Annotated in this window: 26 protein-coding genes and 1 tRNA gene; 15 read left to right on the top strand and 12 right to left on the bottom strand. The window is 59.8% G+C overall.

Features of this window, described 5'->3' with window-relative positions; translation table 11 throughout:
* Window positions 1–74 precede the first annotated feature (74 nt).
* The 3 genes from CWE16_RS06140 to ppk2 all read left to right on the top strand — a co-directional run bounded on the left by CWE16_RS06140 (window position 75) and on the right by ppk2 (window position 3,162).
* Window positions 75–800 (top strand): response regulator, encoded by a 726-nt coding sequence (locus CWE16_RS06140; RefSeq protein WP_185189519.1) that lies wholly within the window; start codon window positions 75–77, stop codon window positions 798–800.
* Window positions 797–2,119 (top strand): ATP-binding protein, encoded by a 1,323-nt coding sequence (locus CWE16_RS06135; RefSeq protein ID WP_131593808.1) that lies wholly within the window; start codon window positions 797–799, stop codon window positions 2,117–2,119. The genes CWE16_RS06140 and CWE16_RS06135 overlap by 4 nt, the downstream gene beginning before the upstream one ends.
* A gap of 68 nt (window positions 2,120–2,187) precedes the next feature.
* On the top strand, window positions 2,188–3,162 hold the full coding sequence (gene ppk2, locus CWE16_RS06130; protein WP_236629607.1) for a polyphosphate kinase 2: 975 nt from the start codon (window positions 2,188–2,190) through the stop codon (window positions 3,160–3,162).
* A 96-nt stretch (window positions 3,163–3,258) separates the two neighbouring features.
* On the opposite strand, the gene CWE16_RS06125 is transcribed toward ppk2, so the two are convergent.
* The 5 genes from CWE16_RS06125 to CWE16_RS06105 all read right to left on the bottom strand — a co-directional run bounded on the left by CWE16_RS06125 (window position 3,259) and on the right by CWE16_RS06105 (window position 8,649).
* Window positions 3,259–3,495 (bottom strand): hypothetical protein, encoded by a 237-nt coding sequence (locus tag CWE16_RS06125; protein WP_131593806.1) that lies wholly within the window; start codon window positions 3,493–3,495, stop codon window positions 3,259–3,261.
* A gap of 83 nt (window positions 3,496–3,578) precedes the next feature.
* On the bottom strand, window positions 3,579–4,121 hold the full coding sequence (locus CWE16_RS06120) for a thermonuclease family protein (RefSeq protein ID WP_236629606.1): 543 nt from the start codon (window positions 4,119–4,121) through the stop codon (window positions 3,579–3,581).
* Window positions 4,122–4,132: 11 nt separating this feature from the next.
* The gene (locus CWE16_RS06115) at window positions 4,133–6,304 is read right to left on the bottom strand and encodes a glutamine synthetase III family protein (protein WP_131593804.1); all 2,172 of its coding nucleotides are present in this window, start codon (window positions 6,302–6,304) and stop codon (window positions 4,133–4,135) included.
* Between the two features lie 47 nt (window positions 6,305–6,351).
* Window positions 6,352–7,614: an organoarsenical effux MFS transporter ArsJ gene (arsJ, locus tag CWE16_RS06110; RefSeq protein ID WP_131457374.1), complete on the bottom strand. Its 1,263-nt coding sequence runs from the start codon at window positions 7,612–7,614 to the stop codon at window positions 6,352–6,354.
* A gap of 6 nt (window positions 7,615–7,620) precedes the next feature.
* Entirely contained in the window at window positions 7,621–8,649 is a 1,029-nt protein-coding gene (locus CWE16_RS06105) for an ArsJ-associated glyceraldehyde-3-phosphate dehydrogenase (protein WP_131593802.1), read from the bottom strand.
* 144 nt (window positions 8,650–8,793) lie between these two features.
* On the opposite strand from CWE16_RS06105, the gene CWE16_RS06100 reads away from it, so the two are divergent.
* From CWE16_RS06100 to CWE16_RS06080, 5 genes are all read left to right on the top strand, one after another.
* Complete coding sequence (locus CWE16_RS06100) at window positions 8,794–9,126, top strand: ArsR/SmtB family transcription factor (RefSeq protein WP_131593800.1); 333 nt, start codon at window positions 8,794–8,796, stop codon at window positions 9,124–9,126.
* Between the two features lie 9 nt (window positions 9,127–9,135).
* The gene (locus tag CWE16_RS06095; protein ID WP_131593798.1) at window positions 9,136–9,753 is read left to right on the top strand and encodes a DUF938 domain-containing protein; all 618 of its coding nucleotides are present in this window, start codon (window positions 9,136–9,138) and stop codon (window positions 9,751–9,753) included.
* 188 nt (window positions 9,754–9,941) lie between these two features.
* Window positions 9,942–10,184 carry a hypothetical protein gene (locus CWE16_RS06090; RefSeq protein WP_131593796.1) on the top strand — a complete coding sequence of 81 codons (243 nt, stop codon included), beginning with the start codon at window positions 9,942–9,944 and terminating at the stop codon, window positions 10,182–10,184.
* Window positions 10,181–10,606, top strand: coding sequence for a hypothetical protein (locus CWE16_RS06085; protein WP_131593794.1), 426 nt, complete (start codon window positions 10,181–10,183; stop codon window positions 10,604–10,606). Before CWE16_RS06090 ends, CWE16_RS06085 begins: the two co-directional genes overlap by 4 nt.
* 12 nt (window positions 10,607–10,618) lie before the next feature.
* Entirely contained in the window at window positions 10,619–10,882 is a 264-nt protein-coding gene (locus CWE16_RS06080) for a hypothetical protein (RefSeq protein ID WP_236629605.1), read from the top strand.
* Between the two features lie 58 nt (window positions 10,883–10,940).
* Here CWE16_RS06080 and CWE16_RS06075 read toward each other — a convergent pair.
* Together CWE16_RS06075 and nrdJ are read right to left on the bottom strand one after the other, a co-directional pair.
* Window positions 10,941–11,025: transfer RNA gene (locus tag CWE16_RS06075), tRNA-Ser, on the bottom strand.
* 57 nt (window positions 11,026–11,082) lie between these two features.
* Window positions 11,083–13,440 (bottom strand): ribonucleoside-triphosphate reductase, adenosylcobalamin-dependent, encoded by a 2,358-nt coding sequence (nrdJ, locus tag CWE16_RS06070; protein WP_443081610.1) that lies wholly within the window; start codon window positions 13,438–13,440, stop codon window positions 11,083–11,085.
* Between the two features lie 191 nt (window positions 13,441–13,631).
* On the opposite strand from nrdJ, the gene CWE16_RS06065 reads away from it, so the two are divergent.
* The 4 genes from CWE16_RS06065 to CWE16_RS06045 all read left to right on the top strand — a co-directional run bounded on the left by CWE16_RS06065 (window position 13,632) and on the right by CWE16_RS06045 (window position 19,252).
* Window positions 13,632–15,779 carry a mechanosensitive ion channel family protein gene (locus CWE16_RS06065; protein WP_236629604.1) on the top strand — a complete coding sequence of 716 codons (2,148 nt, stop codon included), beginning with the start codon at window positions 13,632–13,634 and terminating at the stop codon, window positions 15,777–15,779.
* A complete protein-coding gene (locus CWE16_RS06060) occupies window positions 15,779–16,558 on the top strand; it encodes a class I SAM-dependent methyltransferase (RefSeq protein WP_131593790.1) in 780 nt (259 codons plus the stop codon). Before CWE16_RS06065 ends, CWE16_RS06060 begins: the two co-directional genes overlap by 1 nt.
* Entirely contained in the window at window positions 16,555–18,204 is a 1,650-nt protein-coding gene (locus CWE16_RS06055) for a peptide chain release factor 3 (protein WP_131593788.1), read from the top strand. The genes CWE16_RS06060 and CWE16_RS06055 overlap by 4 nt, the downstream gene beginning before the upstream one ends.
* Window positions 18,205–18,559: 355 nt before the next feature.
* Complete coding sequence (locus CWE16_RS06045; protein WP_131593786.1) at window positions 18,560–19,252, top strand: CPP1-like family protein; 693 nt, start codon at window positions 18,560–18,562, stop codon at window positions 19,250–19,252.
* Between the two features lie 4 nt (window positions 19,253–19,256).
* Here CWE16_RS06045 and hslO read toward each other — a convergent pair whose 3' ends face one another.
* Window positions 19,257–20,174, bottom strand: a complete 918-nt coding sequence (gene hslO / locus CWE16_RS06040; RefSeq protein ID WP_131593784.1) for an Hsp33 family molecular chaperone HslO — start codon at window positions 20,172–20,174, stop codon at window positions 19,257–19,259.
* A gap of 2 nt (window positions 20,175–20,176) precedes the next feature.
* Window positions 20,177–20,827, bottom strand: coding sequence for an ABC transporter ATP-binding protein (locus tag CWE16_RS06035; protein ID WP_131593782.1), 651 nt, complete (start codon window positions 20,825–20,827; stop codon window positions 20,177–20,179).
* 91 nt (window positions 20,828–20,918) lie between these two features.
* On the opposite strand from CWE16_RS06035, the gene CWE16_RS06030 reads away from it, so the two are divergent.
* Entirely contained in the window at window positions 20,919–21,368 is a 450-nt protein-coding gene (locus CWE16_RS06030) for a DUF3531 family protein (protein WP_131593780.1), read from the top strand.
* A gap of 9 nt (window positions 21,369–21,377) precedes the next feature.
* The gene (locus CWE16_RS06025; RefSeq protein ID WP_131593778.1) at window positions 21,378–22,133 is read left to right on the top strand and encodes a 16S rRNA (uracil(1498)-N(3))-methyltransferase; all 756 of its coding nucleotides are present in this window, start codon (window positions 21,378–21,380) and stop codon (window positions 22,131–22,133) included.
* Window positions 22,134–22,137: 4 nt separating this feature from the next.
* On the opposite strand, the gene CWE16_RS06020 is transcribed toward CWE16_RS06025, so the two are convergent.
* Window positions 22,138–22,545 (bottom strand): hypothetical protein, encoded by a 408-nt coding sequence (locus CWE16_RS06020; RefSeq protein WP_131593776.1) that lies wholly within the window; start codon window positions 22,543–22,545, stop codon window positions 22,138–22,140.
* A gap of 86 nt (window positions 22,546–22,631) precedes the next feature.
* On the opposite strand from CWE16_RS06020, the gene CWE16_RS06015 reads away from it, so the two are divergent.
* On the top strand, window positions 22,632–23,384 hold the full coding sequence (locus tag CWE16_RS06015; protein ID WP_131593774.1) for a DUF92 domain-containing protein: 753 nt from the start codon (window positions 22,632–22,634) through the stop codon (window positions 23,382–23,384).
* Here CWE16_RS06015 and CWE16_RS06010 read toward each other — a convergent pair.
* Window positions 23,321–24,169 carry a sigma-70 family RNA polymerase sigma factor gene (locus tag CWE16_RS06010; RefSeq protein WP_131593773.1) on the bottom strand — a complete coding sequence of 283 codons (849 nt, stop codon included), beginning with the start codon at window positions 24,167–24,169 and terminating at the stop codon, window positions 23,321–23,323. The genes CWE16_RS06015 and CWE16_RS06010 overlap by 64 nt on opposite strands.
* 102 nt (window positions 24,170–24,271) lie before the next feature.
* Window positions 24,272–24,949, bottom strand: coding sequence for a GDSL-type esterase/lipase family protein (locus CWE16_RS06005; protein WP_131593771.1), 678 nt, complete (start codon window positions 24,947–24,949; stop codon window positions 24,272–24,274).
* Between the last annotated feature and the right edge of the window lie 17 nt (window positions 24,950–24,966).

Below are 24,966 nucleotides of genomic sequence, written 5' to 3'. Positions count from 1 at the left end.
TGACAGGGTCCGATTGTTGCGGACAGATGGCGGCCCGATCCATACGATCAGATCCGACCTGCACGGCGCTTTTCATGACACGTACCTCGATGATCTGGGTCGTGGATGATGATCCGGAACTCCGTCAGATGGTGGGCACCTACCTGATTGATCAGGGTTACGACGTGCGCTGTCTCAGCGATGTGAAGCAGTTCGAGGCCCGGCTTGAATTTCAGCGTCCGGACCTGGTGGTTCTCGACCTGATGATGCCTGGTGATGATGGCCTGACGGCACTCCGGCGCTTGCGCGACGCTGATGATGATCTGCCGGTGGTGATGCTCACGGCCCGAGGGGAGGGGGTGGATCGGATCATCGGTCTGGAGCAGGGTGCCGATGACTACCTGGCCAAGCCTTTCCTTCCTAGGGAGCTGTCGGCCAGGATCGAAGCCGTGTTGCGTCGCCGGATGGCCATGCCCGCGGGAACCCCCTTGGCCGAGGGTGGGGCCGTGCGTTTTGGCGATAACGAACTCGACTTAGCTGCCCGTACCCTCGTGCGTGAGGGAACCCCCACTGTGATCACCAGCGGTGAATTCAGCCTGCTGGCGGCATTCGTGCAACATCCCCATCGCCCGCTCTCCCGCGACCGTCTGATCGAGCTGGCTCGTGGTCCTGGGTGTGAAACCGATACCCGCAGCATGGACGTGCAGGTCTCCAGGGTTCGCAAGTTGGTGGAACCGGATCCCAGCCGTCCGCGCTACATCCAAACGGTTTGGGGGTACGGCTACGTTTTTGTGCCGGATGGAACACCCAGATCACGATGAGGATTGGTGGTGGCTGGAGTCAGTCCGTCCGTTCGTTGCTCGGCTGGTCGGGTGTGGCCATCGGCTGCTGGGGGCTTTGCCTGTTGGCCTTGCAGGCACTCTTTGGTCGCCAGATCGAGGGTCTGCAAAGCGTGCAGCTGGGTCGGGAACTGGCCCTGAATGTGCGGCTCACCGAGCTGGCCCTTGAGCGCTACCCCCCTCATCTGGTTAGCGAACTGACCGGTTTGGATCTGGCCGTGCGCTTTCGCCCTCCTGTGGAGGGTTCAGCGTCTCCTTTTCTGCAGCGCCAGGCCAAGGTCTTGCAGCATCAGCTCTGTCAGCGCCTTGCCCATTGCCCGATGGTGGAAGCATCGGGCCGCAGCCGGGTGGTGTGGATTGAGTTGATCTCTCCGTTGGAGCCTGTGTGGCTACGCGTCCCGTTGCGTTCGCCGATGGCCTGGCCGCCGGAGCCGACGTTGCTCGGTTCTTCACTTGTGGCGGCAGCGGTGATCACCGGGGCTCTGTTTTTGCTTTTGGAGGTGGAGCAACCGCTCCGTAGGCTTGAGAAGGTACTCAGCCGCGTTGGTGAGGGAGAAGATCCTGAAGCGGTTCCAGCCCGAGGAGCCCCCGAGGTGAAGCGTCTGACCCATCGCTTTAACGCCATGGTGCAGCGCCTTGCGGCCACCCGTCAGGAGAGGGCAACGATGCTTGCAGGCATCGCCCACGATCTACGTGCGCCAATCACCCGACTGCAGTTCCGGCTCTCGCTTCCCTCCCTCTCGGTGGCTGAGCGCGATCGCTGTGCCAACGACCTTGAAGCGCTTGAGCGGATTACTGAACAGTTTCTGCTGTTTGCTGGGGGAGGCGATGGAGAGGAGGCGATCGAGCTGCCTCTGGATCAGCTCCTGGCAGAGGTGTCCAGCAGTCATTCTTCAGACCAATTGCATCTGGATCTGGAACCGATGCAAATCCTCGTTCGTCCAGTCGCGATCTCCCGCGCGGTGGCCAACCTCATTGACAATGCGTTCAGCTATGGCTCTCCACCGGTGCTGTTGCGGTTGCGTCGTCGACCGGATGGATGCTCCATTGAGGTCTGGGATCAAGGCAATGGCATGCCAGCTGACCAGTGGGACCGAGCGTTGCAACCCTTTCAACGTTTGGATGAATCCAGAGGTCGGCAGGGCCATTGCGGCCTTGGTCTGGCGATCGTGGCCCATGTGGTCCAGCTCCATGGCGGCACCCTTTCAAGGCTTCCAGCTGACATGAATGGGGAAGACTGCGACTCTGTGGGCGGTCGATTCGGGCTTCGGCTTTTGCTGCCCTTTCCACTGAAAGGTTGAGAAAAGCTTGACCCTGCACTTGCTGTCGACGCTCACAGTGCACCAATGGAGCAGGAGCTCTCCGCACCATGGGTCACAAGGACAAACACGACAAATATCACAAACAAGGCGATCACAAGGGGAAGAAGTCGAAACAACACCCCTCCGAAGCGAAGCTGCCGGACCCAGTGATTGCGGCCCTCGATGGCAGTGAACGCGACATCGACCATCCTTCCGAACTGCTGGATGACCTGCTTGAGGGACGAAACCACAACGGTGATCGCCTGAACAAGAAGCTTTACGAGGCCGAGCTGATCAGGTTGCAGACCGATTTGGTGCGCATGCAGTACTGGATCAAAGCCACCGGTTACCGCATGATCGTGCTCTTCGAGGGGCGTGATGCAGCCGGGAAAGGCGGCACGATCAAACGGCTGACAGAACCGATGAACCCCAGGGGTTGTCGTGTGGTGGCCCTCGGCACTCCTTCGGATCAGCAGAAAACCCAGTGGTATTTCCAGCGCTATGTGGAGCACTTTCCCAGCGCCGGCGAGATCGTGGTGTTCGACCGCAGCTGGTACAACCGCGCCGGGGTGGAGCGGGTGATGGGCTTCTGCAGCGAGGAGCAGGTCGATCAGTTCATGGAGGCCTGTCCGCAGTTCGAGCGAATGTTGGTACGCAGCGGCATTCTTCTACTGAAATATTGGTTTTCTGTCAGTGATAAAGAACAGGAAGCCCGCTTTCAGTCGCGTATCGATGATCCCACGCGTCGTTGGAAGCTGAGCCCGATGGATCTTGAGGCGCGCAACCGTTGGGTGGATTTCTCCCGGGCCAAGGACGCGATGTTTGCCCACACCAACATCCCGGAGGCCCCTTGGTTCACCGTGGAAGCCGATGACAAACGGCGGGCACGGCTGAATTGTCTCCGACATGTGCTCAGCAAGGTTCCTTGGGAGGACATGACTCCACCTGGCATCGATCTACCGCCACGGCCTGAGCAGGGCGACTACATCCGGCCGCCCATCAACGAACAGTTTTTCGTGCCGAATGCCTACCCCTACGCATGATCATGTTGTGTTGAGCTGATCAGCCGTGCAGCTGGGCGAACCAGAACCCGGCCAGCTGCCAGGAACTCCAAAGAAAGATCGCCAAAAACAGCCAGTTCAGCCAGGCAGGGCGTTGGTCGTTACTGAACACCAATCAGCATCGCGAAGGGAAACGCCGGCACCGCCGGCACGCTTCAGATCATGCATCCCCTCAAGCTGTCTGTACACCGCCTTCAGTTGACGCTGGATGTGGTCGGTGTGGGGCATGGCGCTGAGGGTGCCGAGGGCTTCCTCGAGATGCTGTTTCGCATCGATGAGCAGGCGGCAGTCTGGGCTTCCTGGTTCGTAGGGCATGGCGGTTCTCTTGATCCAACCATTCACTCAGCCAGCGATGGCCGATGCTGTGCGATTGCACACCGTTGGCGGTAACGATTGGATCAGGGCGCCAGGCGATCGGGCGCAGCGATCTGCTCCCGTTGGTCCCAAGGCCGCATGATCCCCCCGGGAACATTCCATACCCCTAGCCGTTGCGCCTCCGCCTCCCTCTGCCAGCGGGTGTAAGGCAGATCATCGCAGCGGCCCAGAAAGCCGTCATAGGCAAAAACTTGCCCTTCGCGCAGCAAAGGTTCGACCAGATCCCTGTCCCCGCGTTTCAGGGTTCCCACCAAGCGTCCATCAACGTCGCGTGCCCTCAGCTGAAATTGCCACTGGCTGCCAATGGTGGCCTCTTTGGCCAACGCCTCTTTGGCGGCCTTCGCCCAAGGCTGTTGTTGGAGACGTGGTGCCTGAATGCAGCTCAATCGCAGGGTGCGTCCCTGGCCATTGATCTCCACAAGCAGTTCCTGGCCGTTGTTCACGGCCAGGATTGCAATTGTTGTGCTCGGAGTGGAGACGGGAGCCCGAGGATCAGCCCAAACAGCCTGAGCAGTTTCCACCACGAGGACGGACAGCAGTAGCGCTAGGGGTTGACCTCGATTCACCTGTCTCTTGATCAACGCATAAACAGCATCTCTCGGTAGGAGGGCAGAGGCCAGCGATCGTCATCACTAAGGCTTTCAAGGCTGTCGACTGCTTCGCGCAGTTGCAGCAAGCGGGGAAGGATGACAGCGGCGCAATGGTTCATCGATGCAGCTGTGTCGCTGTGATGCAGCTGTTGCAATTCACCTTCGAGGGCGTCGGTCTGTTCGTCCATGCGCTTCTGCAGAGCCGCCATCCTTTGGAGGTTGCCTCGATCCGGTTGAAGGTCGAGGGAGAGCTGCTGCTGAAGGCTGCGCGCCATGCAGCTGATCTGCTTCTGGACCGCAGGACTGATCTGGGTTCGCACCATCGATAACGCCACCCGCGCTTCCACCTCAATCGCCAGCACATACTGTTCGCCGTAGACCTCGTAACGACTCTCCAGTTCCACAGGATTGATCACCCCTTGGCGTTGGAAGAGATCACGCACGTCGTCGCGACGCAGCACGGGAAGGGCCTCAGCGGTGTTCTTCAGGTTCTCTAGTCCGCGCTGTTCAGTTGCTTCCCGATGCCAGGCATCGGAGTAGCCGTCACCTCCGAAGATGGCGACCCCATGAAGATCTACCACTTGCTTCAGAACGCCGGCTGAGGCCTGCTCCAGGGTCTGGCCTGCTGCCATTTCGGACTCGAGTCGATCGCTGATCCACTCCAGGGAATCGGCTAGCACAGTGTTCATCGCCACAAGAGGCCCTGCCACCGATTGGCCGGAGCCCACGGCCCTGAATTCAAAGCGGTTTCCTGTAAAGGCAAAGGGGGAGGTGCGGTTGCGGTCACCAGCGTCCTTGGGAAATTCCGGGAGGGTATCGACGCCCAGCTGCATGAGGCCGCCGCTGCTGCTGGCGGTCACCTCTCCACGCTGAATCTGCTGAAACACCTGCTCCAGCTGTTGGCCGAGATACACCGAGATGATGGCTGGAGGGGCTTCGTTCGCTCCAAGACGATGGTCATTACCGGCGGTAGCGACCACGGCTCTCAATAAGGCTCCATAGCGGTGGACGCCACGGATCACTGCGGCGCAGAAGAGCAGGAACTGAAGATTGTCGTGGGGGGTATGGCCGGGATCGAGCAGGTTGCCCTGGGTGCTGTTGCCCACGGACCAGTTCACGTGCTTCCCAGAGCCGTTGATGCCGGCAAAGGGTTTTTCGTGCAGCAGGCAGGTGAAGCCATGCCGTTTTGCTGTGCTTTTCAGCACGGTCATGATCAACTGCTGGTGATCTGTGGCCACGTTCGCGGCCTCATGCACCGGTGCGATCTCGAATTGGCCTGGTGCCACTTCGTTGTGCCTGGTCTTGGCAGGGATCCCGAGTCGGTAGAGCTGGTGTTCAACGTCCTGCATGAACACCTGAACCCGTTCAGGGATGGCCCCGAAGTAGTGATCATCGAACTGCTGACCTTTCGGTGACGCTGCACCGAACAGGGTGCGCCCCGCCAGCTGCAGATCAGGACGCAGGGTGGCGAACTGGCTGTCCACCAGGAAATACTCCTGTTCAGCCCCGCAGGAGCTGTTTACTGCTGCCACGTCTTGATTGCCAAGCAGTCGGAGCAGGCGTTGGGCCTGCCGATTCATGGCGGCGTTCGAGCGTAGGAGTGGTGTCTTCTTGTCGAGCGCTTCCCCTGTCCAGCTCACGAACACTGTGGGGATGCAGAGGGTCACACCGTTGGGTGTTCGCATCAAGTACGCCGGGCTGGTGATGTCCCAGGCCGTGTAGCCACGAGCTTCGAAAGTGGAACGGATCCCTCCGTTGGGGAAGGAGCTTCCGTCGGGCTCCCCCTGCACCAGAAGCTTGCCGGAAAACTCATGAATGGCTTCTCCGTCGCCCTGCGGACTGATGAAGCCGTCGTGCTTCTCGGCTGTGGAGTTGGTGAGGGGATAGAAAACGTGGGCGTAGTAGTGGGCACCTCGGGCTAAAGCCCAGTCCTTCATGGCCTGAGCTACAACATCGGCCACATCCAGATCGAGCTTCCCTCCATCGCGGATCACGCGGCGTACGGCCTTGTAAGCCTCCTTTGGAAGGGCATTCTTCATGCGTTGCAGCGTGAAGACATCGCTTGCCCAGATCGATTCCAGCGGCGGTGTCGGCTCGCAGGTCATCGGTTCACGCTGCTGAATGGCCTGAAGGGCGGCCAGCCGGGCGGGATGGGGCATAGGGGCCAACGACCCGCCGAGGCGGGGACGACGATCAATCCTTCAAATTAAGCGGCCGCTTTCTCCACGGCAGCCGGAGCCGGTAATCGCAAGCTGCTCAGCCAAGAGAGGAGCACCAGCAACGAGGAGCACCAAAGGCAGGCCTGCATCCCTGAGGATGGCGTCCCGCCAATCAGAAACACAGCACCTGAAAGCAGGGTTCCCACGAGGCGGCCCGCTGCATTGGCCATGTAATAGAAGCCCACATTGAGGCTCACACTCTCGGTATCGGTGTAGGCGAGCACCATGTAGGAGTGGATGGAGGAGTTCATCGCGAACACCACTCCGAAGGCTGCAAGTCCGCCAATGATGGCAGTGCTGACATCCACTTCTCTCCAGAGAGCCACAGCGATCAGGGCGGGAATGGCTGTGAGCACGCCACTCCAGAACTGGACGGCGCCGACCCCTGGGCTGCGGGTCTGACCCCAGAGACGCCGGAGGCCAGGCGCCGTGCCCTGCACGATTCCATAGCCGATCACCCAAAGACCAAGGAAGCCACCGATTTCCCAGAATCCCCAGCCAAGGGACGCTTCGAGAAAGACTGGCAGGGCGACGACGAACCAGACATCGCGGGCTCCGAATAAGAAGAACCGAGCCAGCGAGAGGATGTTGATTCCCTCAGATTTTGAGAAAAGAGAGGAGAAGGCTGGTTTGGCCTTCATCTTGCCAATCTCTCCTGGTAACACCAAGGTCAGCAGGAACGCCAAGGCGAGGCCCGCTGCCATCAGGCCAACCGCGTTGTTGAACCCGAAGACAGTCAGCAGAACGCCGCCGAGAAAAAATCCCACCCCCTTGAGGGCATTTTTGGATCCCGTGAGGATGGCCACCCATTGGAAGAGTTGGTTCTCCCCTCGCTGCGCGTCATCAGGGGTTTCAGGTACCACGGTCTTGATGGCACTTTTGGCACTCATCTTGTTGAGGTCCTTGGCGATACCGCTGATCGCCTGCGCCACCATCACGTAGCCCACGCTGAGTAGTTTGGGCCAGCTGGCAGACACAGGAACCAGCATCAACAGCGCAAGGATTTGTAGGAGTGTTCCTCCCCAGAGGGTGAGCCTCAGGCCGTAGCGCGCACCGATCCAGCCTCCATAGAGATTGGTGAGCACTCCGAAGAATTCATAGAAGAGGAAGAGAAAGGCAATCTCCAGCGTGGAGTAACCGAGGCCGTGGAAGTGGAACACCACAAGCATGCGTAGGGCGCCATCGGTGAGTGTGAAGGCCCAGTAGTTGGCCGTCACAATCCCGTATTGCTGCAGGGCAGAGAGCTTCATGGTTGATCAGTGCTGCTGCTCCATGGCCACCACATGGCAGACGAGGTCAGCCATACGGCTGCTATAGCCCCATTCGTTGTCATACCAGGCGAACACCTTGAGTTGGTTGCCGTCGACCACCATCGTTGAAGGTGCATCGATGATCGAACTGCGGCTGTCGTTCGTGTAATCGCACGAGACGAGAGGGCGCTCCTCGTAGCCGAGAATTCCCCGAAGTGTTCCTTCCGCAGCATCCTTGAAGGCTGCATTGACTTCGTCAACGCTGACATCGCGTTTCAGTTCGAAGACGGCGTCGGTCAGGGAGCCATTGAGCAGAGGCACGCGAACCGCATGGCCATTGAGCTTGCCTTGCAGCTCAGGAAAGATCATGGCTATCGCCTTTGCCGATCCAGTGGTGGTTGGGATCAGCGATGTCAATCCGGAGCGGGCTCGACGCCAATCGCTTTTGAAGGCATCAATTGGCACCTGCGTGTTGGTGATGTCGTGGATCGTGGTGATCATTCCGTGCTCGATCCCGAACTGTTCGTGCACCACTTTCACGACCGGGGCAAGGCAGTTGGTGGTGCATGAGGCGGCGGTCACCAGTTTGTGGCGGGCCGGTTCGTAGAGCTGATGGTTGATCCCATAGACAACGTTCAGGGCCTCAGCTCCGGCGATGACTCCCTTGACGGGACAGGCGACCACAACGCGTTTGAGACCAAGAGTCTCGAAGTAGGGATTCAGGGTTTCGGGTGTTTTGATCTTGCCGCTGGCCTCCAGGACCATCTCCACCCCACGTTCCTGCCAGGGCACGGCTGTGATCTCTTTCTGCTGTGACCAGGTCAGTGTCTGGCCCTCAACGCTGAAACCGTCAGGTTCTGCCTTGATCCCCCGATCCCAGCGCCCATGGACCGAATCGAATTCAAGCAGATGCGCTGCGGTTGGTGCGTCACCGGCAGGGTCATTGATATGCACCAGTTCAATGCCCGGGCGACCCCACAGGGCACGGAAGACCAGACGTCCGATCCGTCCGAAGCCGTTGATTCCGATCCGCATGCTGGTGGAGGCGAGGGCAGCGCCGTTAGCTTAAATCAAAAAGAGTTGATGAATCAACCTTGGTTGATTGGTCGTTGATGGCCCCTCCTCCTGTTCGGGGCTCGATAGGTTTGGACCACGATTGGTTCTCGGATATTGGCTGTGATGTCGCCTGCGCTGGAGCATCCTTCATCTTTGGGCTCCGATCAGGCCCGTGGTCTCCTCAAGGCCCTGGCTGATCCCCTGCGCTTGAAAATCATCGAGGCGCTTTCCGGCGGAGAGCGATGTGTGTGTGATCTCACCGCAGAACTTGCCCTCTCTCAGTCACGCCTCTCCTTCCATCTGAAGGTGCTCCGGGAGTGCGGTCTGCTTGAGGACCGCCAGGAGGGTCGCTGGGTGTACTACAGCCTCAGGCCAGACCGGATCAACGCCCTACGGGCCTGGCTCGCATTGCTGGAGCAGAACTGCCAGACACCTGCTCGCCAGTGCTGCGACTGAAAACGGCTGATGCAGGATTCGAGGCTGTATTTCCCGGCTACTGAGCGCAACCGCGAGCCGATTGCCAGCACCCTGGATGCATGGTTGCCGATCGAGGGGGCTGTCCTCGAGCTGGCCAGCGGAAGTGGGGAGCATGCGGTCTGTTTTCAGACCCGCTTTCCTGGCCTTCGTTGGCAGGCGAGTGATCCCGACCCCCTGCATCTCGAGAGCATCAGGGCCTGGAGGGCCCATGCCGATCTCCAATCCTCGATGCCGGAGCCGCTTCGACTCGATGTGCGCCAGTGGCCCTGGCCGCTTCCAGCGGACGTCGCACTGGATCTCCAGGCGGTGGTGGTGATCAACCTTTTGCACATTGCTCCCTGGGACTGTGCGATGGCGCTCCTGACGGGCGCGTCTCGCTTGCTGCCGGTGGGAGGGGCGTTGATTGTTTATGGCCCCTTCCGCCGTCATGGCGCGCACACCAGCGACAGCAACGCAGCTTTTGATCGGTCCCTGCGGGAGAGGAATCCACTCTGGGGAGTTCGTGATCTAGAGGCTGTGGAGCAACTCGCGGGCGACTCTGGTTTCGCCCTGGAGGAGGTGCGCTCCCTTCCTGCCAACAATCTTTGCCTGTTGCTGAGACTCTGAAGCTCGCTGTCGCAACAGCCTGTTTCGTTGGATCGCTTGCGTTGAGGCAGGCGTGCCAGCTCACGCTTTCTTGCGCCGTTGTTAGATCATCATTTCGTGCTTGAGTCACCCAGGAGTAGCTGTGGAGTAACTCAGCAGTTGCTCATAGGTTGCTTTCGGGTTACTTTTGTGTCGTTGGCTCTCCTCGCATGAAGGCTGTCCTTCGGGAAAACCAGGTGAAGCTCACGGTCTCCGTGCCTCCCAGCCTCCATGTCTTGTTGCGCAGTTGGGCGCAATGCGAGGGCAGGGAACTCACCAGTGTCGTGCTGCAGTGCGTCGAGCTCTCGATCCGCCAGCTCAAAAGCAACGGAGCCATTCCCACTGGGGCGATTCGTAGTTACGAGTTGGCCTGCGAGGAGCGGCTTGCCGCAGGTGGGGGGATCAGCGCATGAACGCGAGTGCCCTGTCAGTGATGGAAGAGGCCCTGCGCGCTCCTGTGATGGATGCGGTGATCGCTGTCACCGAGCGCTACCAATATCTCGAGGAGAACCGTGGTGCAAGGGTCTACACCGCCTATCGCGAAGTCGATCACGTGCTTCAGGTCGGTTTTTCGCTTGATTTCAATAGCCAGTTGCGGGCTGATCTCGAGGGTCGTGGATTTACGGTTCTCTCTGAGCGGGAGGGAACGCAGCGGGAGCATCGACTGCTGTTGCTCACCCTCGGTGAAATCGGATTCTGCGCCACATACAGCAAGGATTACTTCACCGCGTCCCGTGGGCTCATTCGCCATCTCCGCAATTTGGGCTGGCCCCTGGGGTCTTTGTCGTCATTGCTCAGAACCCCTCGGTGTGACAAGGATTCGCCCGCGATCTGAACCCCTCTAGCCTTGGAGCGGTTGTACTCCTGTGCTGTGCGTCATCGCTTCTTGCTTTTGCTGATGCTCTGCTTCAGCGCCCTTTCGGGTATCGCCAGAGCTCAGGACAATGCCTTGAACTGCGAGGCGTTCAGCTCAGGCTTCACCACTCCTGAAGGGTGTCTGGATGGCAGTCAACCGAGCTCAGGACCCACGTCTGGAGACCAGTGGCAGGTGGATGATGATGCGGGGCTTTGGCCCGATGAGGGGTTTGGCCCAGGTTTCCTTCTCTATTGATCCGGTGATCCCAATCTTCTGCTTAGGTGATCCCATGCTTCATGCTGCTGGGATGAAACGGAGAGGGTGGGATTCGAACCCACGGAGGCTCGCACCTCGCTGGTTTTCAAGACCAGAGCCATAAACCACTCGACCACCTCTCCAGGTGCCTGCTCGCGCTCGCAAGCAGGCCGTTATTTTAAGCGTCGGCCCCGAGGAGCTCAGTCCTTGGGCTTCGCCAGCGGCAGCAGGCATTTGTCGGAATCGCAGCCAGCCGGGCCAGCTTCACTGAGCTCGCCACTGTCATAGCGCTGCAGAGCTTCAAAGAAGTCGCTGGAAACTCGACGCTCGATCACCTCGGCCTGCATCCGTTCGTAGGTCGCCGCATCGATCGGCTCGAAGGGCAGTCGAGGGAAGGTGGCATTGGCATCGAAGCGGGCGAGCAGTGCCGCAGAGATGTAGCCATCTCCTGCTTGGATCGTTTGGTGGAGGGCGTCAGTGAGAGGTTCGATCTCATGCTCACGGAATTCGATCGTCGCCGAAGTGTTGTGGGCGGTGTAGTGGGTTTGCACCTGCATGTAGAAGTCAAACTGGGCCATGGCCGAGAAGGCGTTGATGTCAACGGCATCGGCTCCAGGCAGATTGGCCCAGCTCACTTCCGTAGGGATCTCCACCAGCCATTCGGTGCAACGTGGATCAAAGGGATCATCGAGAAGTCGACCTTGCTCGTCCTTGTCGGATTGAGATGGCACGACGGTGTAGCCGTAATCCATGCAGGCCATCGCCACAGGGTCGTTTTTCCGGAAGGTAATCCGGCGAATGAAACGTTGGGCTTTGGGTGGATGCCAGCCAGGTGCTGCCCCGGTGAGCAGGCTCTTGGTGCCTGCGGGTTGCACGGTGGTGCAACGGTTCGGCCGGCGTAGGCCATGACGGTCGCAGTAGTCCCACACCGTTTCGTTGACGATGGCTTTCCAACGACTCAGGAATGACGCCTCCTGTTGCTTGAAGGCTTGGCCTTCTTCGGTGTCCGGGCGACCAGCTTCCCACCAGGTCAGCCAGGGGGTGCCGAAGGCGTGAACGAAGAAATCAAACAGGCCGGTGAAGCTCACGCCGACAATTGGATCCCAGGCACGGCTCTGGCGATACCGCTCAACCTCGAAGCGATGATTGAGCAGGCAGGCCACCGACAGTGCTGCGGCGCGGAACGCATCACGCTGACCTTCATCGTCGCTTGGATCGATCTGATTCAGATGGATTTCGGCGAGATTGCAGTGGAAGTCGGCGCCAAGAATTTCACCACAAGGGTTGAGGCCGTAGCGACCCAGTCGATGCTCCAGTTCATCGGCAGCGATCGGACCATGGTTGTGGCTTAACCAGCGACCGGCTTCTTCGCGCCCTTGGTCGCAGTACACCTCGATGAATTCCTTGCGCAGTTCTGGAGTGCTCAGCAGATCTGCATTGGATCGGGCAATCGCTTCAGGCGCGAATTGAATGGCTCCCTCACCACTGTGGAATTGCTTGGTCACAGCCTCCAGCAGCACCTCACGACTGGGACGGGTGTGATAGACGCGGGTGTGGTTGGCCATGCGCAGGGCATCACGCTCGGGGTCGATGCGCCAGTTGCCGTCAGCGTCCTGTTGCCAAAGATTGTCTTTAGCGCCCGCCGCAGCAAGGTCGTTAGCCGCGAACTGACGCATGCCCGCGCTGCGACGGATGTTGCCAGCCACGATGGTCACCGCTGCCTCATCAATCAGCAGGCAACATTCCACTGACGTGAGTCTGCGACCGACGGCTTTGCCAAGCAGCCTGGCCACCCGTGCATAAAGGTCTTTGAGTTTGACGGGATTGGCCATCCCTCCAAACCCTTTCAGCGTTTCACCGACAGGACGAACATCGGAGAGATCAACGTCGACCTGAACTGTGCGACCAGCAAAGCGTTCATCACTGCTCAGTTCGAGCAAAAGCTGATAGCTATCCACCCAGCCTCGGCGGGTGTCACCGACCTTGATGGTGACGTGGTCGCCATTGATGGTGTGACTGGTGTGCTCCTGGCGCTCACCTGCGGGGGTCAGACCGATATCGCTGACCGAGAGCACCTCGATCGGATTGCGCACCACCGGCAGGCGATCAATCAGATGAGGTTCGATGATGGCGCCGGTTCCGCAGCCCATCATCGCCAGGTCCATCATCAGACCGAAGGCTTCCCAATCCACCAAATTGGTGGACGTGCAGTTGTAGGCACCCGAGAAGTTGTCCGGTTGTTCGATCCAGGGGGTCCCCCCGATCCATAGCCAGCGACCGGAGGGCAACGCCTTCTTCTCGGCTTGCATGCGCGCCAGGAGCTCGACTTCCTCCTGGGTGAGATGACCAAGTTTTGCGAGCCCGCCGAGGTTGCGTACCCCCACTTCACTCCAGCTCTCGCGACCAGCAGGCGTACGACGGCTGTAGGTCCGATAAAAGACAGGGTTGGCCGCCGGCGCTGTGGATGGGAAACCACCGCTGAGTTTGGTCACGACTTCGCCAATGGCATCAGTGCTGTTGGAGCTTGTGGGATCCAGTCGACTGGGGGTGAGGGTCACAGGTATGGAGCGGGCGTCCACGCACACTAACGCCACTGATGGGGGCAGCAAGTGGTGAAAGGCACCACAGGCGGTGCTGCTGCTCCGGTCGCTGTTGCTGCCTTCGCTGTTGCCGTTGTCGCTGTCAGCATGAGGTCATCCGTGTTCGGAAGCTACTGCTGCTGCGTATGCGTCTCAGGTTTTCTCGGCTCATGGCTGGAGCTCTCATCGGAGTTCTGCTTGTGAGCCTCCAGGCGCTCCTGCCTGTTCAGGCTGTGACCTCCCCACGGTCTGCTTTTCCTGCTGCGCAGGCAGCCAACTCTCGAGGCGTGATCTCCATCCAGGACCAACCCTTCTATGGGGATCTGGAGCAGGCGGCCAGTTCCTGGTCGGATGTCGTGCTGGATCAGGTGGTGGGTGATAGCCCAAGGGCCACGTTGCTCAATTTTTATGCGGTGATGGCTGAAGTGGGGCATCGGGCTGACCGGCTCGGGCGGATTGAGGCCCTGCGGGATGCGTCGGTGTCCCCTGCGCAACGTCAAGAGCAGATCGCAGATACCGAATTGCTGTTTCAGCTGGCGGTGAAGTCGCTTGATGCCAGCGCATTCCCTGAGAGTGTGCGAACGGATATGGCTGATGAGGCGGCGATTCAGTTAAAGCATGTTCTCGATTACGTCTTTACTCACAGTCAGAGATTGATTGATATCCCTGATGTTGAGGGTATGAGGCGGTTGAATGACAAACGCACCAATCCTGTTGAGTCTTGGCGCATCCCCGGAACAGCGATCTCTTTGACATCTGAGCTAGATAATGATCCTGATCAACAGGACTTTTTCTTTTCCGAGGAGACGGTCGCTTCGATATCAGAAATGTATCAGGAGGTGAAGGGGTTTTCTGTTGTTGATCAACCCTTTGCGACTCCGTATTTTTATCAAGACTTTATCTACACGCCTGGTTACCTGGTGCCGCCGGCCTGGTATCTCTCCTTGCCAAGAAGCATTAGAGATCTGATTGAAGTTCCGATCAGTGATCAAACTTTGTTTCAGATCGTGTGCGCGTTGCTCGCCATTGTTTTCTACCTGGCAGTGCTGGGTTGGCTTGCCCGTTTCATGCTCTTGACGTACCGGGATTCACTTGCTGATGAGACTCCGACGCATCTCTGGCATCGCGATCGTTTGGCCTGGAGGCGCGTGCTACTTGTGTTGCCGATCCTCCCCCTTACAAGATTAACGGAGGTGTTCATTGACGATGTTGTTAATTTCACGGGGCTTCCCCTTGTTGTTATCACCTATGCCCTTTATGTGATCTGGTACCTGAGTGCGGGTGTCTTTGTCTTCTTTGTATTTGAGGCACTTGGTCGTAGCAGTGCGGAATGGTTGGCCAGGATTCGTGGTCGCCGCTCGCCGTTACAGCTGCAAAGAATCAGCAATTTCGTGATGCCCCTTTGTCGGGCTCTCGGAGCTCTCGTCGCCATTGTGTTGATCTATCGATTATTGCTTCTCTTGGGACTCCCTGCCAGCACAGTTCTTGCATTCTCTGCAGTACCAGGTCTGGCGATTGGTCTTGGCGCCTCCAAGTTGCTCAGTAATTTGTTTGCTGGTCTTTCGATTCAAACTGATCGCCCCCTGCGGGTGGGTGAGTTCTGTCGAGTGGGGGACAATCTTGGTTTCGTTTCGCGGATTGGTTTGCGTTCCCTAGAGCTGGAGACCTTGGAAAGTCGCGTCACGATTCCCAACTCAGTTGTTGATGAAGCGACGATCATCAACTTCTCTCGACGTGGCTTGCAAAGTGATCGCCCACCGATGCAGGGCCTTGAGGTGCGTCTTGACCTTCAAGGGGAGTGGTCTCCCTTCCAGCTGGAGGAGGTTTTACATCAGGCAAGGCGAACGCTTCTGAGTTGGAGTGTGCTCAAGGAACCGCTCATGAGCCTCGAGCGAACGCCGGACTCTCCACCACAGTTGGTGGTCTTCGCCATGGTGGAGCTCCATGGCTGGCCTGCTTATCTCGACATTCGTGAGCGGCTTCTGATCCATCTCGAGGAGGTGATCGAACGGGCTCAGTTGTCGGAAATTGCCCTAGGGATTGCCTACGGAACCCCTGCGGAACAACTGGCCCGCCTGCCCTCGTTGGTGGCCAGCGTGGTGGCTGAGGATTCGCAGTTGCAGTTCAAGGCCTTCCGCCTGGAGCGCATTGCTGCCTTCAGCTACGACCACGTGCTCGAATTCAGCTCCAGTCATGAGGATCATGATCACTTCGAGGACAGCCTTCATGACCTCAATCGTCGGCTCATCAGCGCCCTTGAGGACGTGGGGGTTGAGATTCCCTTCCCTACCCAGACCCTGCAGGTGCACCGCTCGTGATGCAGCGCACACCCGAGCCTCAATTGATGGAGGAATGCCAGCAGGTTGAGGCCTACGCCGCTGCTGATTTCAATCGCAGTGATCTTCAGGTAGTTCGTGGGATTGAACGGCTTTGCCAGGCCCATCAGTGGCAGCCCCAAGCTGGCGATTGTGTGCTCGACCTTGGCTGCGGCCCAGGCAACATTTCAGAGCGACTGGCGCGGCTCTGGCCCCAGTGTCATGTGATCGGCATCGATGGATCCGACCCGATGCTGGAGATTGCACGGCGACGCCAGGTCGCAGCAGGTGAGGGTGTTGCTTCAAGGCTGAGCTACGAGGCGCTTTGTATCGGTTCGTTGGCTCGCGGTGAGGAGAGGCCCAAGGCTCTCGAGGGCCGTTCAGGAGCAGCACTGATCGTGAGTAACAGCCTCTTGCATCACCTCCATGATCCCGGTCAGCTTTGGCGTCTGCATCAACGGCTCGCTCGGCCAGGTTGTCTTGTGTTGCATCGCGATTTGCGTCGTCCGCCAAGCCCTGAACGCGCTCTGGCCCTTCGTGAAAAGCATCTCGGCGCGGCCCCTTCGGTGCTGCGTCACGACTATCTGGCGTCCCTTCACGCTGCCTTCACCCCTAGTGAAGTGTTGGAGCAGCTCCGTGCAGCAGAGCTGCAATGCCTAGAAGTTGTGGAGCTGGAGGATCGTTATCTCGAGATCCGTGGTGCCTTGCCTTCGATCGGTTCTGGTGTTGTCAGCGATGGACCCTTTAGCTGGCAGGCTGTCTCGAGAACGTCAGCGCTATGACACGGGTTCCCGCCACCGACTCCCATGACGGCGCCAGGGAGGAGCTGGCTTTGGCGGTGGATCGCCGCCGCAACTTTGCGATCATCTCCCACCCCGACGCCGGCAAGACAACCCTCACAGAGAAGCTTCTGCTTTACGGGGGCGCCATTCAGCAGGCTGGTGCTGTCAAAGCCAGGGGTGAGCAGCGAAAGGTCACCTCCGACTGGATGGAACTCGAGAAACAGCGGGGGATTTCGATCACATCAACCGTTTTGCAGTTCGATTACGGCCTCAACACGATCAACCTGCTCGATACTCCCGGCCACCAGGATTTTTCAGAAGACACCTATCGGACCCTGGCCGCAGCAGACAACGCGGTGATGCTGGAGGACGCAGCCAAAGGGCTTGAACCGCAAACCCGCAAACTCTTTGAGGTCTGCCGCATGCGCCAGATCCCGATCTTCACGTTCATCAACAAGATGGATCGTCCTGGTCGGGAGCCTCTTGCCCTGCTCGATGAGATCGAGGCTGAGCTCGGGCTCACCCCTTGGGCGGTGAATTGGCCGATCGGCAGTGGTGAGCAGTTCCGCGGCGTGATCGACCGTCGTAGCAAGGAGGTGGTGCTGTTCAGTCGTGCTGAACGCGGTCGCCAGTCGGAAGAGCGTCATCTGCACCTGGATGATCCGGAGCTTCAGCAACTGGTGGAATCCGATCTGCTGGAGCAGGCCGTAGAGGAATTGGAATTGCTCGAGGCGGCTGGGGCCGATCTCGATTTTGAGCTGGTCCACGCAGGCGAACTCACGCCTGTGTTCTTCGGCTCAGCCATGACCAATTTCGGGGTCAGACCCTTTCTGGATGCCTTCCTTGAGATGGCTCAGAAGCCCACGGCACGGAGTGGAAGCGAGGGACTCGTTGATCCCCTCCGGCCTGAATTCAGTGGTTTCGTGTTCAAGCTGCAGGCCAACATGGACCCCCGGCATCGCGACCGTGTCGCTTTTGTGCGAGTTTGCAGCGGCCGTTTTGAGAAGGACATGACCGTGCGCCATGCACGGACGGGTAAGACGATTCGTCTGTCTCGACCCCAGAAGTTGTTCGGTCAGGACCGTGAAGTAGTCGATGATGCCTACCCAGGCGATGTGATCGGCCTCAATAACCCAGGCATGTTTGCGATCGGTGACACGCTTTACACCGGTGCCAAGGTGGAATTCGAGGGCATTCCCTGCTTCAGTCCGGAAATCTTCAGCTGGTTGCGGAACCCCAATCCTTCAGCATTCAAAAATTTCCGCAAGGGAGTCAATGAGCTCCGCGAGGAGGGGGCGGTGCAGATTCTCTATGACACCGATCAGAGCAAGCGCGACCCGATCCTGGCGGCCGTCGGTCAACTGCAGCTTGAGGTGGTGCAACACCGCCTTGAGAATGAGTACGGCGTGGAGACGCGTCTTGAACCCATGGGCTTTCAAGTGGCCCGCTGGGTGAGTGGAGGATGGCCGGCCCTTGAACGGGTTGGTCGCATCTTCAATTGCAAAACGGTTCAGGATGCCTGGTCAAGGCCTGTGTTGCTGTTCAAGAACACTTGGAATCTCAATCAGCTCCACGAGGAGCATCCTGAGCTCGAACTCAGCGCTGTCGCTCCTGTGGTGAGTGGTGTGGAACCGATCAGCCTCTGAGTCGCTGCTCGCGACTGCTCAAAAGGCTCGCCAGAATCCACTCTTCCTCTAGTCCGCCACTGTGGACAGCATCTGGCTGCAACGCCCAGGCCCAGATGGGGGCGTTGATTATGTGTGCTTTCGTCGCCCGCAGCAGGGACGCGTCGAAATGCTGGAGGGACATCACCTGCCCCCCCAACTCCCCTTGCTCAAACGCCGAACCTGGATCGGGTCGGACCAATTGAGTGTGTGCCGGAAGGTCTTCGAACAGGACCATGGCTATCGCCATAGCCCTCCTTTGTTTTGATGTGCTCCTTTGTGAAAGCGTCGGCTTCGCTGCTGCCTCGATACGCTCATCGAAGCGATGTCTAAGCCCATGGCCTCCGGGATTGATTCCGGTTCCGATCCCGCCTCGCCGGACCCCTTCTCCCGGCTGAAGATCACGAGGGACGCCGGTTTTGAAGCGGTGCAGCAGGCCAGGGAGCAAGCACTGGTTCAAGCCGGCGAGGATTTGCAGGAGCGGGCCAAGGTTGAAGCCGCTTACGACGCCGTGCTGATGGAACGCCTGCGCGAGCGCCAGTCCGGTCGTGTCAGTTCGGCGGCTGCGAGTGCCTCCCAACGGGAACAACAACTCGAGACGGTCAGCAGCTCTGAGCCAAGAGGGCCAGGGCTCTTGCTGTCTCGCATTCGTCAGCTTTCGCTCCCCACCCCCGCTGCGGCTCCCCAGACCTGGTTGCCGACGCTTTCCCTGGTGGAAGGTCAGGGTTTGTGGGTACGACTTGGTCTGGCGGGCGCGGGGCTGGTGCTGGTGCTGCTCAGCCCCACCAGTGTCGAGCTCGTCCTTGCCCTGGGCACGATCGGCATGTTTCTCAGCCAGATCCGCCGCGGCCGTCGTCCCTTGGCCTCGGTCGGCTGGAGTGTGTTGTTCCTAACGCTTGGTGTCCTGGCTGGCGGGCTGGTTGCGGCACTCCTCGCTGGTTCGGCCACCTCCCTGCCCTTGAGTGTGGATCAATGGCAGTCGCTGCCCGCCCTCTTGGTGCTGGCACTCGGTGCCCTGTTGCTGGGCTAGGCCGTCAGCCGGTTGGTTGCAACTCAGCGATCAAGTCCTGCAATTCAGACGCATTGACCTGGTAGACCGCATTGCAGAAATGGCAGGTGAGTTCAGCGCCGCCGTCCTCCTGCAGCATGCTGCTGAGTTCATCGGCTCCAAGCATTTTCAGCGCTCCGAGGCTGCGGGGACGGCTGCAAGGACAGTGAAAGTAAATGGCTTGGCTTGGTTCGCCTGCAGGAATCGGTTGCGGATCTAGATCGGGGAAGACGTCATGCAGCAGATCCTCCAGGTTGTTGCGGCAGGCTGAGAGTCGATCGCTGAAGTCGCTGATCTCTCGGCAGCGCTCTTCTAGCAGTGCCACCAGAGCAGGTTCTTCAGCCGCCTTCGGCAAGATCTGGACGAGCAGCGCACCGCTGCACTGAAGCCCGTCACGGTTGATCCGTTCGCCCACAAACACAGCGGAGGGTGTTTGTTCGGAATGGAGCAGATAAGAGGCCACGTCTTCTCCAATCCCTCCTCTCACCAGTTCGACGGTGCTGCTGAAGGGCTCACCCTTGCCTTCGTCGCGCACCACATGCAGATAGCCAGTGCCTGCGGCTGCGGCGAAATCAAAGCTGTAATGCCCTTGCGTATCCGCAACAGGATCCAGCTCAAGAGTTGGCTCTCCCACGTATCCGCGCACAGTTCCGTCCCGACCCGCATCCACCATCAGGCCCTTGATGGGCCCATCGGAGCCCAGGCGCAGATTGACGCGTCCATGGGCCACTTTCATGGAGCTGGCCAGTAACAATCCGGCCCCCATGGCCCGCCCCAGCATCACGGTGGTTAGGTAGGAGAGCCCATGGCGCTTGGCTGCTATTTGGGTGGTCTCGGTGGTGGTCACCGCCACCAGCCGAATGCCACCGCCAGCCGCAGTGGCCCGGACAAGGCGATCGCTCATGGCTAGGACTCGGCTGGGGCTAATGGTGACAGAGTGCGCAGCTTCCCTTCTTGCAGGCGGCAATGGGGACATTGCCAAGGGGCAAAGAGAGCAGGCTCGTGGGTGACCACCACCATCACCCGTTCGCGGGAGAGCTCCAGCAGCAACTCGAGCACGTCTGTCCGTACCGACCAGTCCAGGCCCGCCGTTGGTTCGTCGAGCAGAAGCACCTCAGGCTGGCGTAGCAACTGCACAGCCAGCGCCAGTCGTCTTTGTTGGCCTCCGCTGAGGCGCTCGGGTGCCTGTCGCCCATCGATCCCTCGGAGCCCCACCTGGTCCAGTACACGGTTCTGTTCGTCGCTGCTCAGGCGCCGATGGCCGAGTTTGAGCTCCTGGGAGACGTTGAGGCCTAGAAAGTGCCGTTCGGGGAACTGGAACAACACTCCGGTGATCCATCGCCGTTGGCGAGCGGTCAGCGGCTCTCCCTGCCAGCAAATCGCACCCCGTTGCGGATTGCTCAGGCCGCTGATCACCTCCAGCAAGGTTGTTTTACCGCTCCCGCTTGCCCCTGAAATCAGCAGCGGTTGCCCTCGGCTCGCCTGCAGGTTGATCCCGTTCAGGATCGGCTTCTCCGCTGTGGCCGGCTGAACGTGCACGTCAATCAGTTTCAACATGAAGACGGGCGGCCTGTCCTGGATGTGATTCTCGCCACAGCTTGGTCGATCGCTTGCATGGCGGCGATGATGGTGTGATCACACCACCGCCATGAACGTCCGATTCCGAGAGGTCGATCCCTTCAATTGTTGGCTGTGGTTGCGCTTCGCTGATGTGCCCAGTCAGGGGGAACGCAGTTACGTCGATGGGATTTTTGACAGTTGGTATGTGCTCGGAAGGCTGGGCGGTTTCAATGCCGAGACTCTTCAGGCCCATGAGGAGGGGGATGAGCTGAGCTGGATGGCCTACGACAACGATGAGGCGTCCTCAGCATTGCCGGCCCTGATGCACAACATGGGGCAGATGGAATATCACCAGGAATGGGCCCGTTGCTGGGTGGATCTGGGGACGAGTGATGCGTTCGGCCTCGATGTGCTGATCAATGCTCTGCGGCAGCTCGATAGTGATGTGGTGCAACTGGAGGAGTTGCTGATTGGTGGTGAAAATGAGGATTGGCCTGTGGAAGAGCATCCCGATAGCGTCTTCCCTTCTTTCAACTGATCCATTGTCTTGGCGGAACTGCGTCGACTGCTGATCGCTCCTGAACGGTTGATTCCCGATCGGGCGCTGCAGCTCAGCAGTTCCGAAGCGCACTATCTCCGTCGGGTGTTACGGCTCAGGCCCGGAGACCCCATTGCCTTGGTCGATGGACAGGGCTCCCTGTGGCAAGCCTCACTCCTGGATGGTGGACAGCTTCAACTCAGTAGCGGTCCCTCCCTGCAAATGTCGCCTGTTTCTCCACGACTCGGACTCGCCGTGGTGGGTGTCCGTCGCGGCATGGATGACCTGATGCGGATGGCCACCGAGTTGGGAGTGGACCAGATCCAACCACTGCGCTCCCAGTGGCGCACGCTGCAGGCGGAGGATCGGCCGGACCGGTGGCAGGTGATTCTTCAGGAGGCGGTGGAGCAGAGCGAGCGACTTTGGAGCCCGAAGCTGGCCCCTTGTCTGGATGTGAACAAGTGGTGGGCTGCTCAGGCACCGGGTTCGGCACTCGCCCTCCCGACAACCCGTCAGGACGGGCTCGTTGACTTACACGACTGGCTGCTTCAGCTGCCTGCTGCAAGCGACGACGGGGCACCTCGTGAAGTCTGGGTGGCCATCGGCCCCGAGGCGGGTTGGAGCGCTGCTGAGGAGGAGGAGGCGATCAGACAGGGATGGACCCCCGTCAGTATCGGCGAGACGATTTTGAGAACCTCGACTGCTGCCATTGCGGCGGCCACTCTGATGACCGCCTGGCGTCGCCAGCCAAGTCCAGGCCTATAGGTCCTTAGCTCTTGAACAGCGAGGCAGCCATTGACTTGAAGCCGCGAAGGTTGGCTCCGGGGCGACGACGCTGGGGCCTGAGGCCATTGCCAGGCTGAAGAGCATCCGGGGCGTAAGTGGCCACGGTCATGGGCGGCCGGGCCGCAGCGGATGCTGCGAGTTCGGCAGCGATGGCTTCGGCGGTGGTGAGGGAGGGACCCTTGGACTCCGTGGAGTCAGTCGCCTCGGTTGGACCGGGTGTTGCGGTGGCCTTGGCCTTGGCAACATCGGGTTTGCTTGGTTCCGCTTTGACGGGTGCAACCGTCACGGTTTTCACTGGCGCAACGGTGACCGACTGCTTGACGGCCTTCTGTTCCGAGTTGGCGTCCGCGCCCTCCAGATCAAGGAAAAAGCTTTTGTTGTTGAACACCATGCCAAGCAACGGACAGTGACGTGTGTCGATTATCTGTCGGCCGGTGGCCCTGACGGTCGATCCTTAGGGCAGTGCAACACAGATCGATGCCTCTGCCGAGTTCCGATGGCACCTCCTGGCTGCTGGCTCTGGTGATCAACGGGCTGTTGATCGCCATGGCCCAGCGCCTGCCCTTGCTCACTCGATCCGGATGGGCTCATGCCGCTGCCTTAGGAACAATTTTGTGGGGATGCCTGGGCTGGCGCGGTTGGCTGGCGGTTGTCGCCTATCTAGCCCTGGGTTCCCTGGTCACCAAACTTGGGTTTGCCCGCAAGCAGGCCGCCGGCCTTGCGGAGGCCCGTGGTGGTCGGAGGGGACCCGCCAATGTCTGGGGTTCGGCATCCACAGGCGCTCTGCTCGCCCTGATGGTTGGAGCCGGCGTCCAACCCTTTGGCCTTCTGCTGGTGGGGTTCTCGGCCAGCTTCTGTGCCAAGTTGGCGGACACCTTCGGCAGCGAAATCGGTAAACGCTGGGGGCGCACCACGGTGTTGATCACCACCTGGAGGTTGGTTCCCGCTGGTACGGAGGGGGCGATCAGCCTGGAAGGGACCGCTGCCAGCGTTGTGGGTAGCGCTCTGATGAGCCTGATTCTGTTGTTGCTGGGTCTGATCGATGGCTGGCCGCTCACGGTTCTGGTGAGCGGCATCGGTGTCCTCGCCACCCTGCTGGAAAGCGTGATGGGTGCCCTGTTTCAGCAGCGCCTGCCGTGGCTCAGCAATGAGCTGGTCAATGCCATTCAGACCGCTGTAGCCGCTTTGTTGGCGATCGGTGCGGCTTCCATGCTGTCGCTGGTGCCTTGAGCCATGGTCTTGAGCTGCTCGAGGGTCTTTTTCAGCACCCGAGACAGCATGGAAGGATGAACTCCTTCGCTCGCTGCCAGGGTCCTAAGGGGACGGCCCTCCAGGTAATAGGCGAGTAGCCAGCGGCGCTGGACTGGTGCGAAGGTCTTCAGGGCCTCACCGAGCCAGTCCAACGCTGGGTCTGGTTGTTCCAAATCAATGGCTGCGAGTCGATCGAGCCTGCTGACCCGTTCAGATTCATCGTGATCGCAGTTCTGAGCTGGACCATCGAGACTGAGCACCGGTTGCTGCCAGGCCGCTTCAACGGCTTGGCGCCAGCGGTCCGGTGTCACGTTGAGGCGTCGGGCCAGCGTTTGGTCATCCAGTAAGCAGCCATTGGTGTTTAGTGAGTCTTCCTGGATCCGTTGGCCCTTGGCGTGGAGATCGCGGAGCCGCCAAGGGATGCGGAGTGTCGCCTGACGATCGCGCCTGAAGTGCAGGACCTGACCGTGGGCGCGGCTCATGGCATAACTGCTGATTTTTAGCCCTCGGCTGCTGTCGAAACCATCGACAGCGGCGATCAGTCCAAGCGTTGCCTCCTGGAGTAACTCATCGCGTTCGCCGCCGCCGCGTCTCCATTGGTGGGCACTGGCGTGATGGGCCAGCCCCAGATGTTCCAGAACGGTGGCGTTGCGCCGGCCAATCGAAGCAGGCAATTGGCGCCTTAGCTCATGGCGTTGGCGACGGGCTAGTCGTAGGGCCTGGGCGGTTGCGTTGGTTGCAGAGTCTTGGTCGATGGTTTGCATGACGGTCGTCAGGGCTCCAGTGGGGGGCTGCTGACACCCTCATCGCCTTGCCCTTGGGAAACCTCATCCTTTGGGGTGATGTTTTTGCGCCCTGGATTGATGTCAGGCCAGGGTCGGTGTGAGTTGCCCCTGCTCCATCAGCCCCGCCCATCGCAGCAAAGCGGGCCAGTGTTTCACCCGCTGATGCAGCCAGTGATGGCCCTCGGCGTTCAGGTGGATGCCATCAGGTTCGATCCATCGCAGCCAATCCGGCTCCGCAAGCATGGCCTGATGCAGAGCCAGGAAGGGCACGTCTGCCTCCAGGCAGGCCTCCTCCAGGGCCGCCTCATACAAGGCCACGGAGTCGTTGCCATACCAGAGACAGTCGGCGAACGGCATCACGCCCTCATCGACTGCGGTGAGTCCAAGAACGAGCACTTGGGTGCTGGATGCCATGCCATTGAGCAGTTGACCGCAGCCGAAGCGGAAGGCCTCAAGGGAGAGTTGGGGGCGTCCGTTGGCTCGCCCCACCCTGGCGGTGTCATTCAGGCCGACGGAGAGCAACAGTCCCTCGGGCTGTTGACGTCGGAGCTCGCCGCGGACAGTCCATTCCCGCTGCCAACGCTCCGCCACTTTCTCAAGACCATCACCGCGCACCCCTAGGGCATAGATCACCGGTGCGGATGGGGTTTGCATCCAGTCGCGACGCAGTCGCTCACACCAACCTCCACCTTCCCGATCTCCCCAGCCGTAGACACCGCTATCGCCGATGACCGTCAATTGACGGGGTCGTTGCTCCATCCCTGCTGTGTCAGGCC

Origin of the sequence: Synechococcus sp. BS55D, assembly GCF_004332415.1 — a bacterium.
In the GTDB taxonomy this organism is placed as follows: domain Bacteria; phylum Cyanobacteriota; class Cyanobacteriia; order PCC-6307; family Cyanobiaceae; genus Synechococcus_C.
Note: the sequence above shows the minus strand (reverse complement) of the source record. Positions and strands in the feature narration are given on the sequence as shown.

Bases quoted from the DNA above. Each gene is read 5' to 3' on its own strand.
- CWE16_RS06085 (WP_131593794.1), top strand. From the start codon at position 10,181: ATGAACGCGAGTGCCCTGTCAGTGATGGAAGAGGCCCTGCGCGCTCCT.
- ppk2 (WP_236629607.1), top strand. From the start codon at position 2,188: ATGGGTCACAAGGACAAACACGACAAATATCACAAACAAGGCGATCAC.
- CWE16_RS06060 (WP_131593790.1), top strand. From the start codon at position 15,779: ATGCAGCGCACACCCGAGCCTCAATTGATGGAGGAATGCCAGCAGGTT.
- CWE16_RS06115 (WP_131593804.1), bottom strand. From the start codon at position 6,304: ATGCCCCATCCCGCCCGGCTGGCCGCCCTTCAGGCCATTCAGCAGCGT.
- CWE16_RS06005 (WP_131593771.1), bottom strand. From the start codon at position 24,949: ATGGAGCAACGACCCCGTCAATTGACGGTCATCGGCGATAGCGGTGTC.
- CWE16_RS06015 (WP_131593774.1), top strand. From the start codon at position 22,632: ATGCCTCTGCCGAGTTCCGATGGCACCTCCTGGCTGCTGGCTCTGGTG.
- CWE16_RS06100 (WP_131593800.1), top strand. From the start codon at position 8,794: ATGTCGCCTGCGCTGGAGCATCCTTCATCTTTGGGCTCCGATCAGGCC.
- CWE16_RS06055 (WP_131593788.1), top strand. From the start codon at position 16,555: ATGACACGGGTTCCCGCCACCGACTCCCATGACGGCGCCAGGGAGGAG.
- CWE16_RS06090 (WP_131593796.1), top strand. From the start codon at position 9,942: ATGAAGGCTGTCCTTCGGGAAAACCAGGTGAAGCTCACGGTCTCCGTG.
- CWE16_RS06020 (WP_131593776.1), bottom strand. From the start codon at position 22,545: ATGGTGTTCAACAACAAAAGCTTTTTCCTTGATCTGGAGGGCGCGGAC.
- CWE16_RS06065 (WP_236629604.1), top strand. From the start codon at position 13,632: ATGGCTGGAGCTCTCATCGGAGTTCTGCTTGTGAGCCTCCAGGCGCTC.
- CWE16_RS06010 (WP_131593773.1), bottom strand. From the start codon at position 24,169: ATGCAAACCATCGACCAAGACTCTGCAACCAACGCAACCGCCCAGGCC.
- CWE16_RS06125 (WP_131593806.1), bottom strand. From the start codon at position 3,495: ATGCCCTACGAACCAGGAAGCCCAGACTGCCGCCTGCTCATCGATGCG.
- CWE16_RS06035 (WP_131593782.1), bottom strand. From the start codon at position 20,827: ATGTTGAAACTGATTGACGTGCACGTTCAGCCGGCCACAGCGGAGAAG.
- CWE16_RS06030 (WP_131593780.1), top strand. From the start codon at position 20,919: ATGAACGTCCGATTCCGAGAGGTCGATCCCTTCAATTGTTGGCTGTGG.
- CWE16_RS06135 (WP_131593808.1), top strand. From the start codon at position 797: ATGAGGATTGGTGGTGGCTGGAGTCAGTCCGTCCGTTCGTTGCTCGGC.
- CWE16_RS06045 (WP_131593786.1), top strand. From the start codon at position 18,560: ATGGCCTCCGGGATTGATTCCGGTTCCGATCCCGCCTCGCCGGACCCC.
- arsJ (WP_131457374.1), bottom strand. From the start codon at position 7,614: ATGAAGCTCTCTGCCCTGCAGCAATACGGGATTGTGACGGCCAACTAC.
- CWE16_RS06095 (WP_131593798.1), top strand. From the start codon at position 9,136: ATGCAGGATTCGAGGCTGTATTTCCCGGCTACTGAGCGCAACCGCGAG.
- CWE16_RS06140 (WP_185189519.1), top strand. From the start codon at position 75: ATGACACGTACCTCGATGATCTGGGTCGTGGATGATGATCCGGAACTC.
- hslO (WP_131593784.1), bottom strand. From the start codon at position 20,174: ATGAGCGATCGCCTTGTCCGGGCCACTGCGGCTGGCGGTGGCATTCGG.
- CWE16_RS06105 (WP_131593802.1), bottom strand. From the start codon at position 8,649: ATGCGGATCGGAATCAACGGCTTCGGACGGATCGGACGTCTGGTCTTC.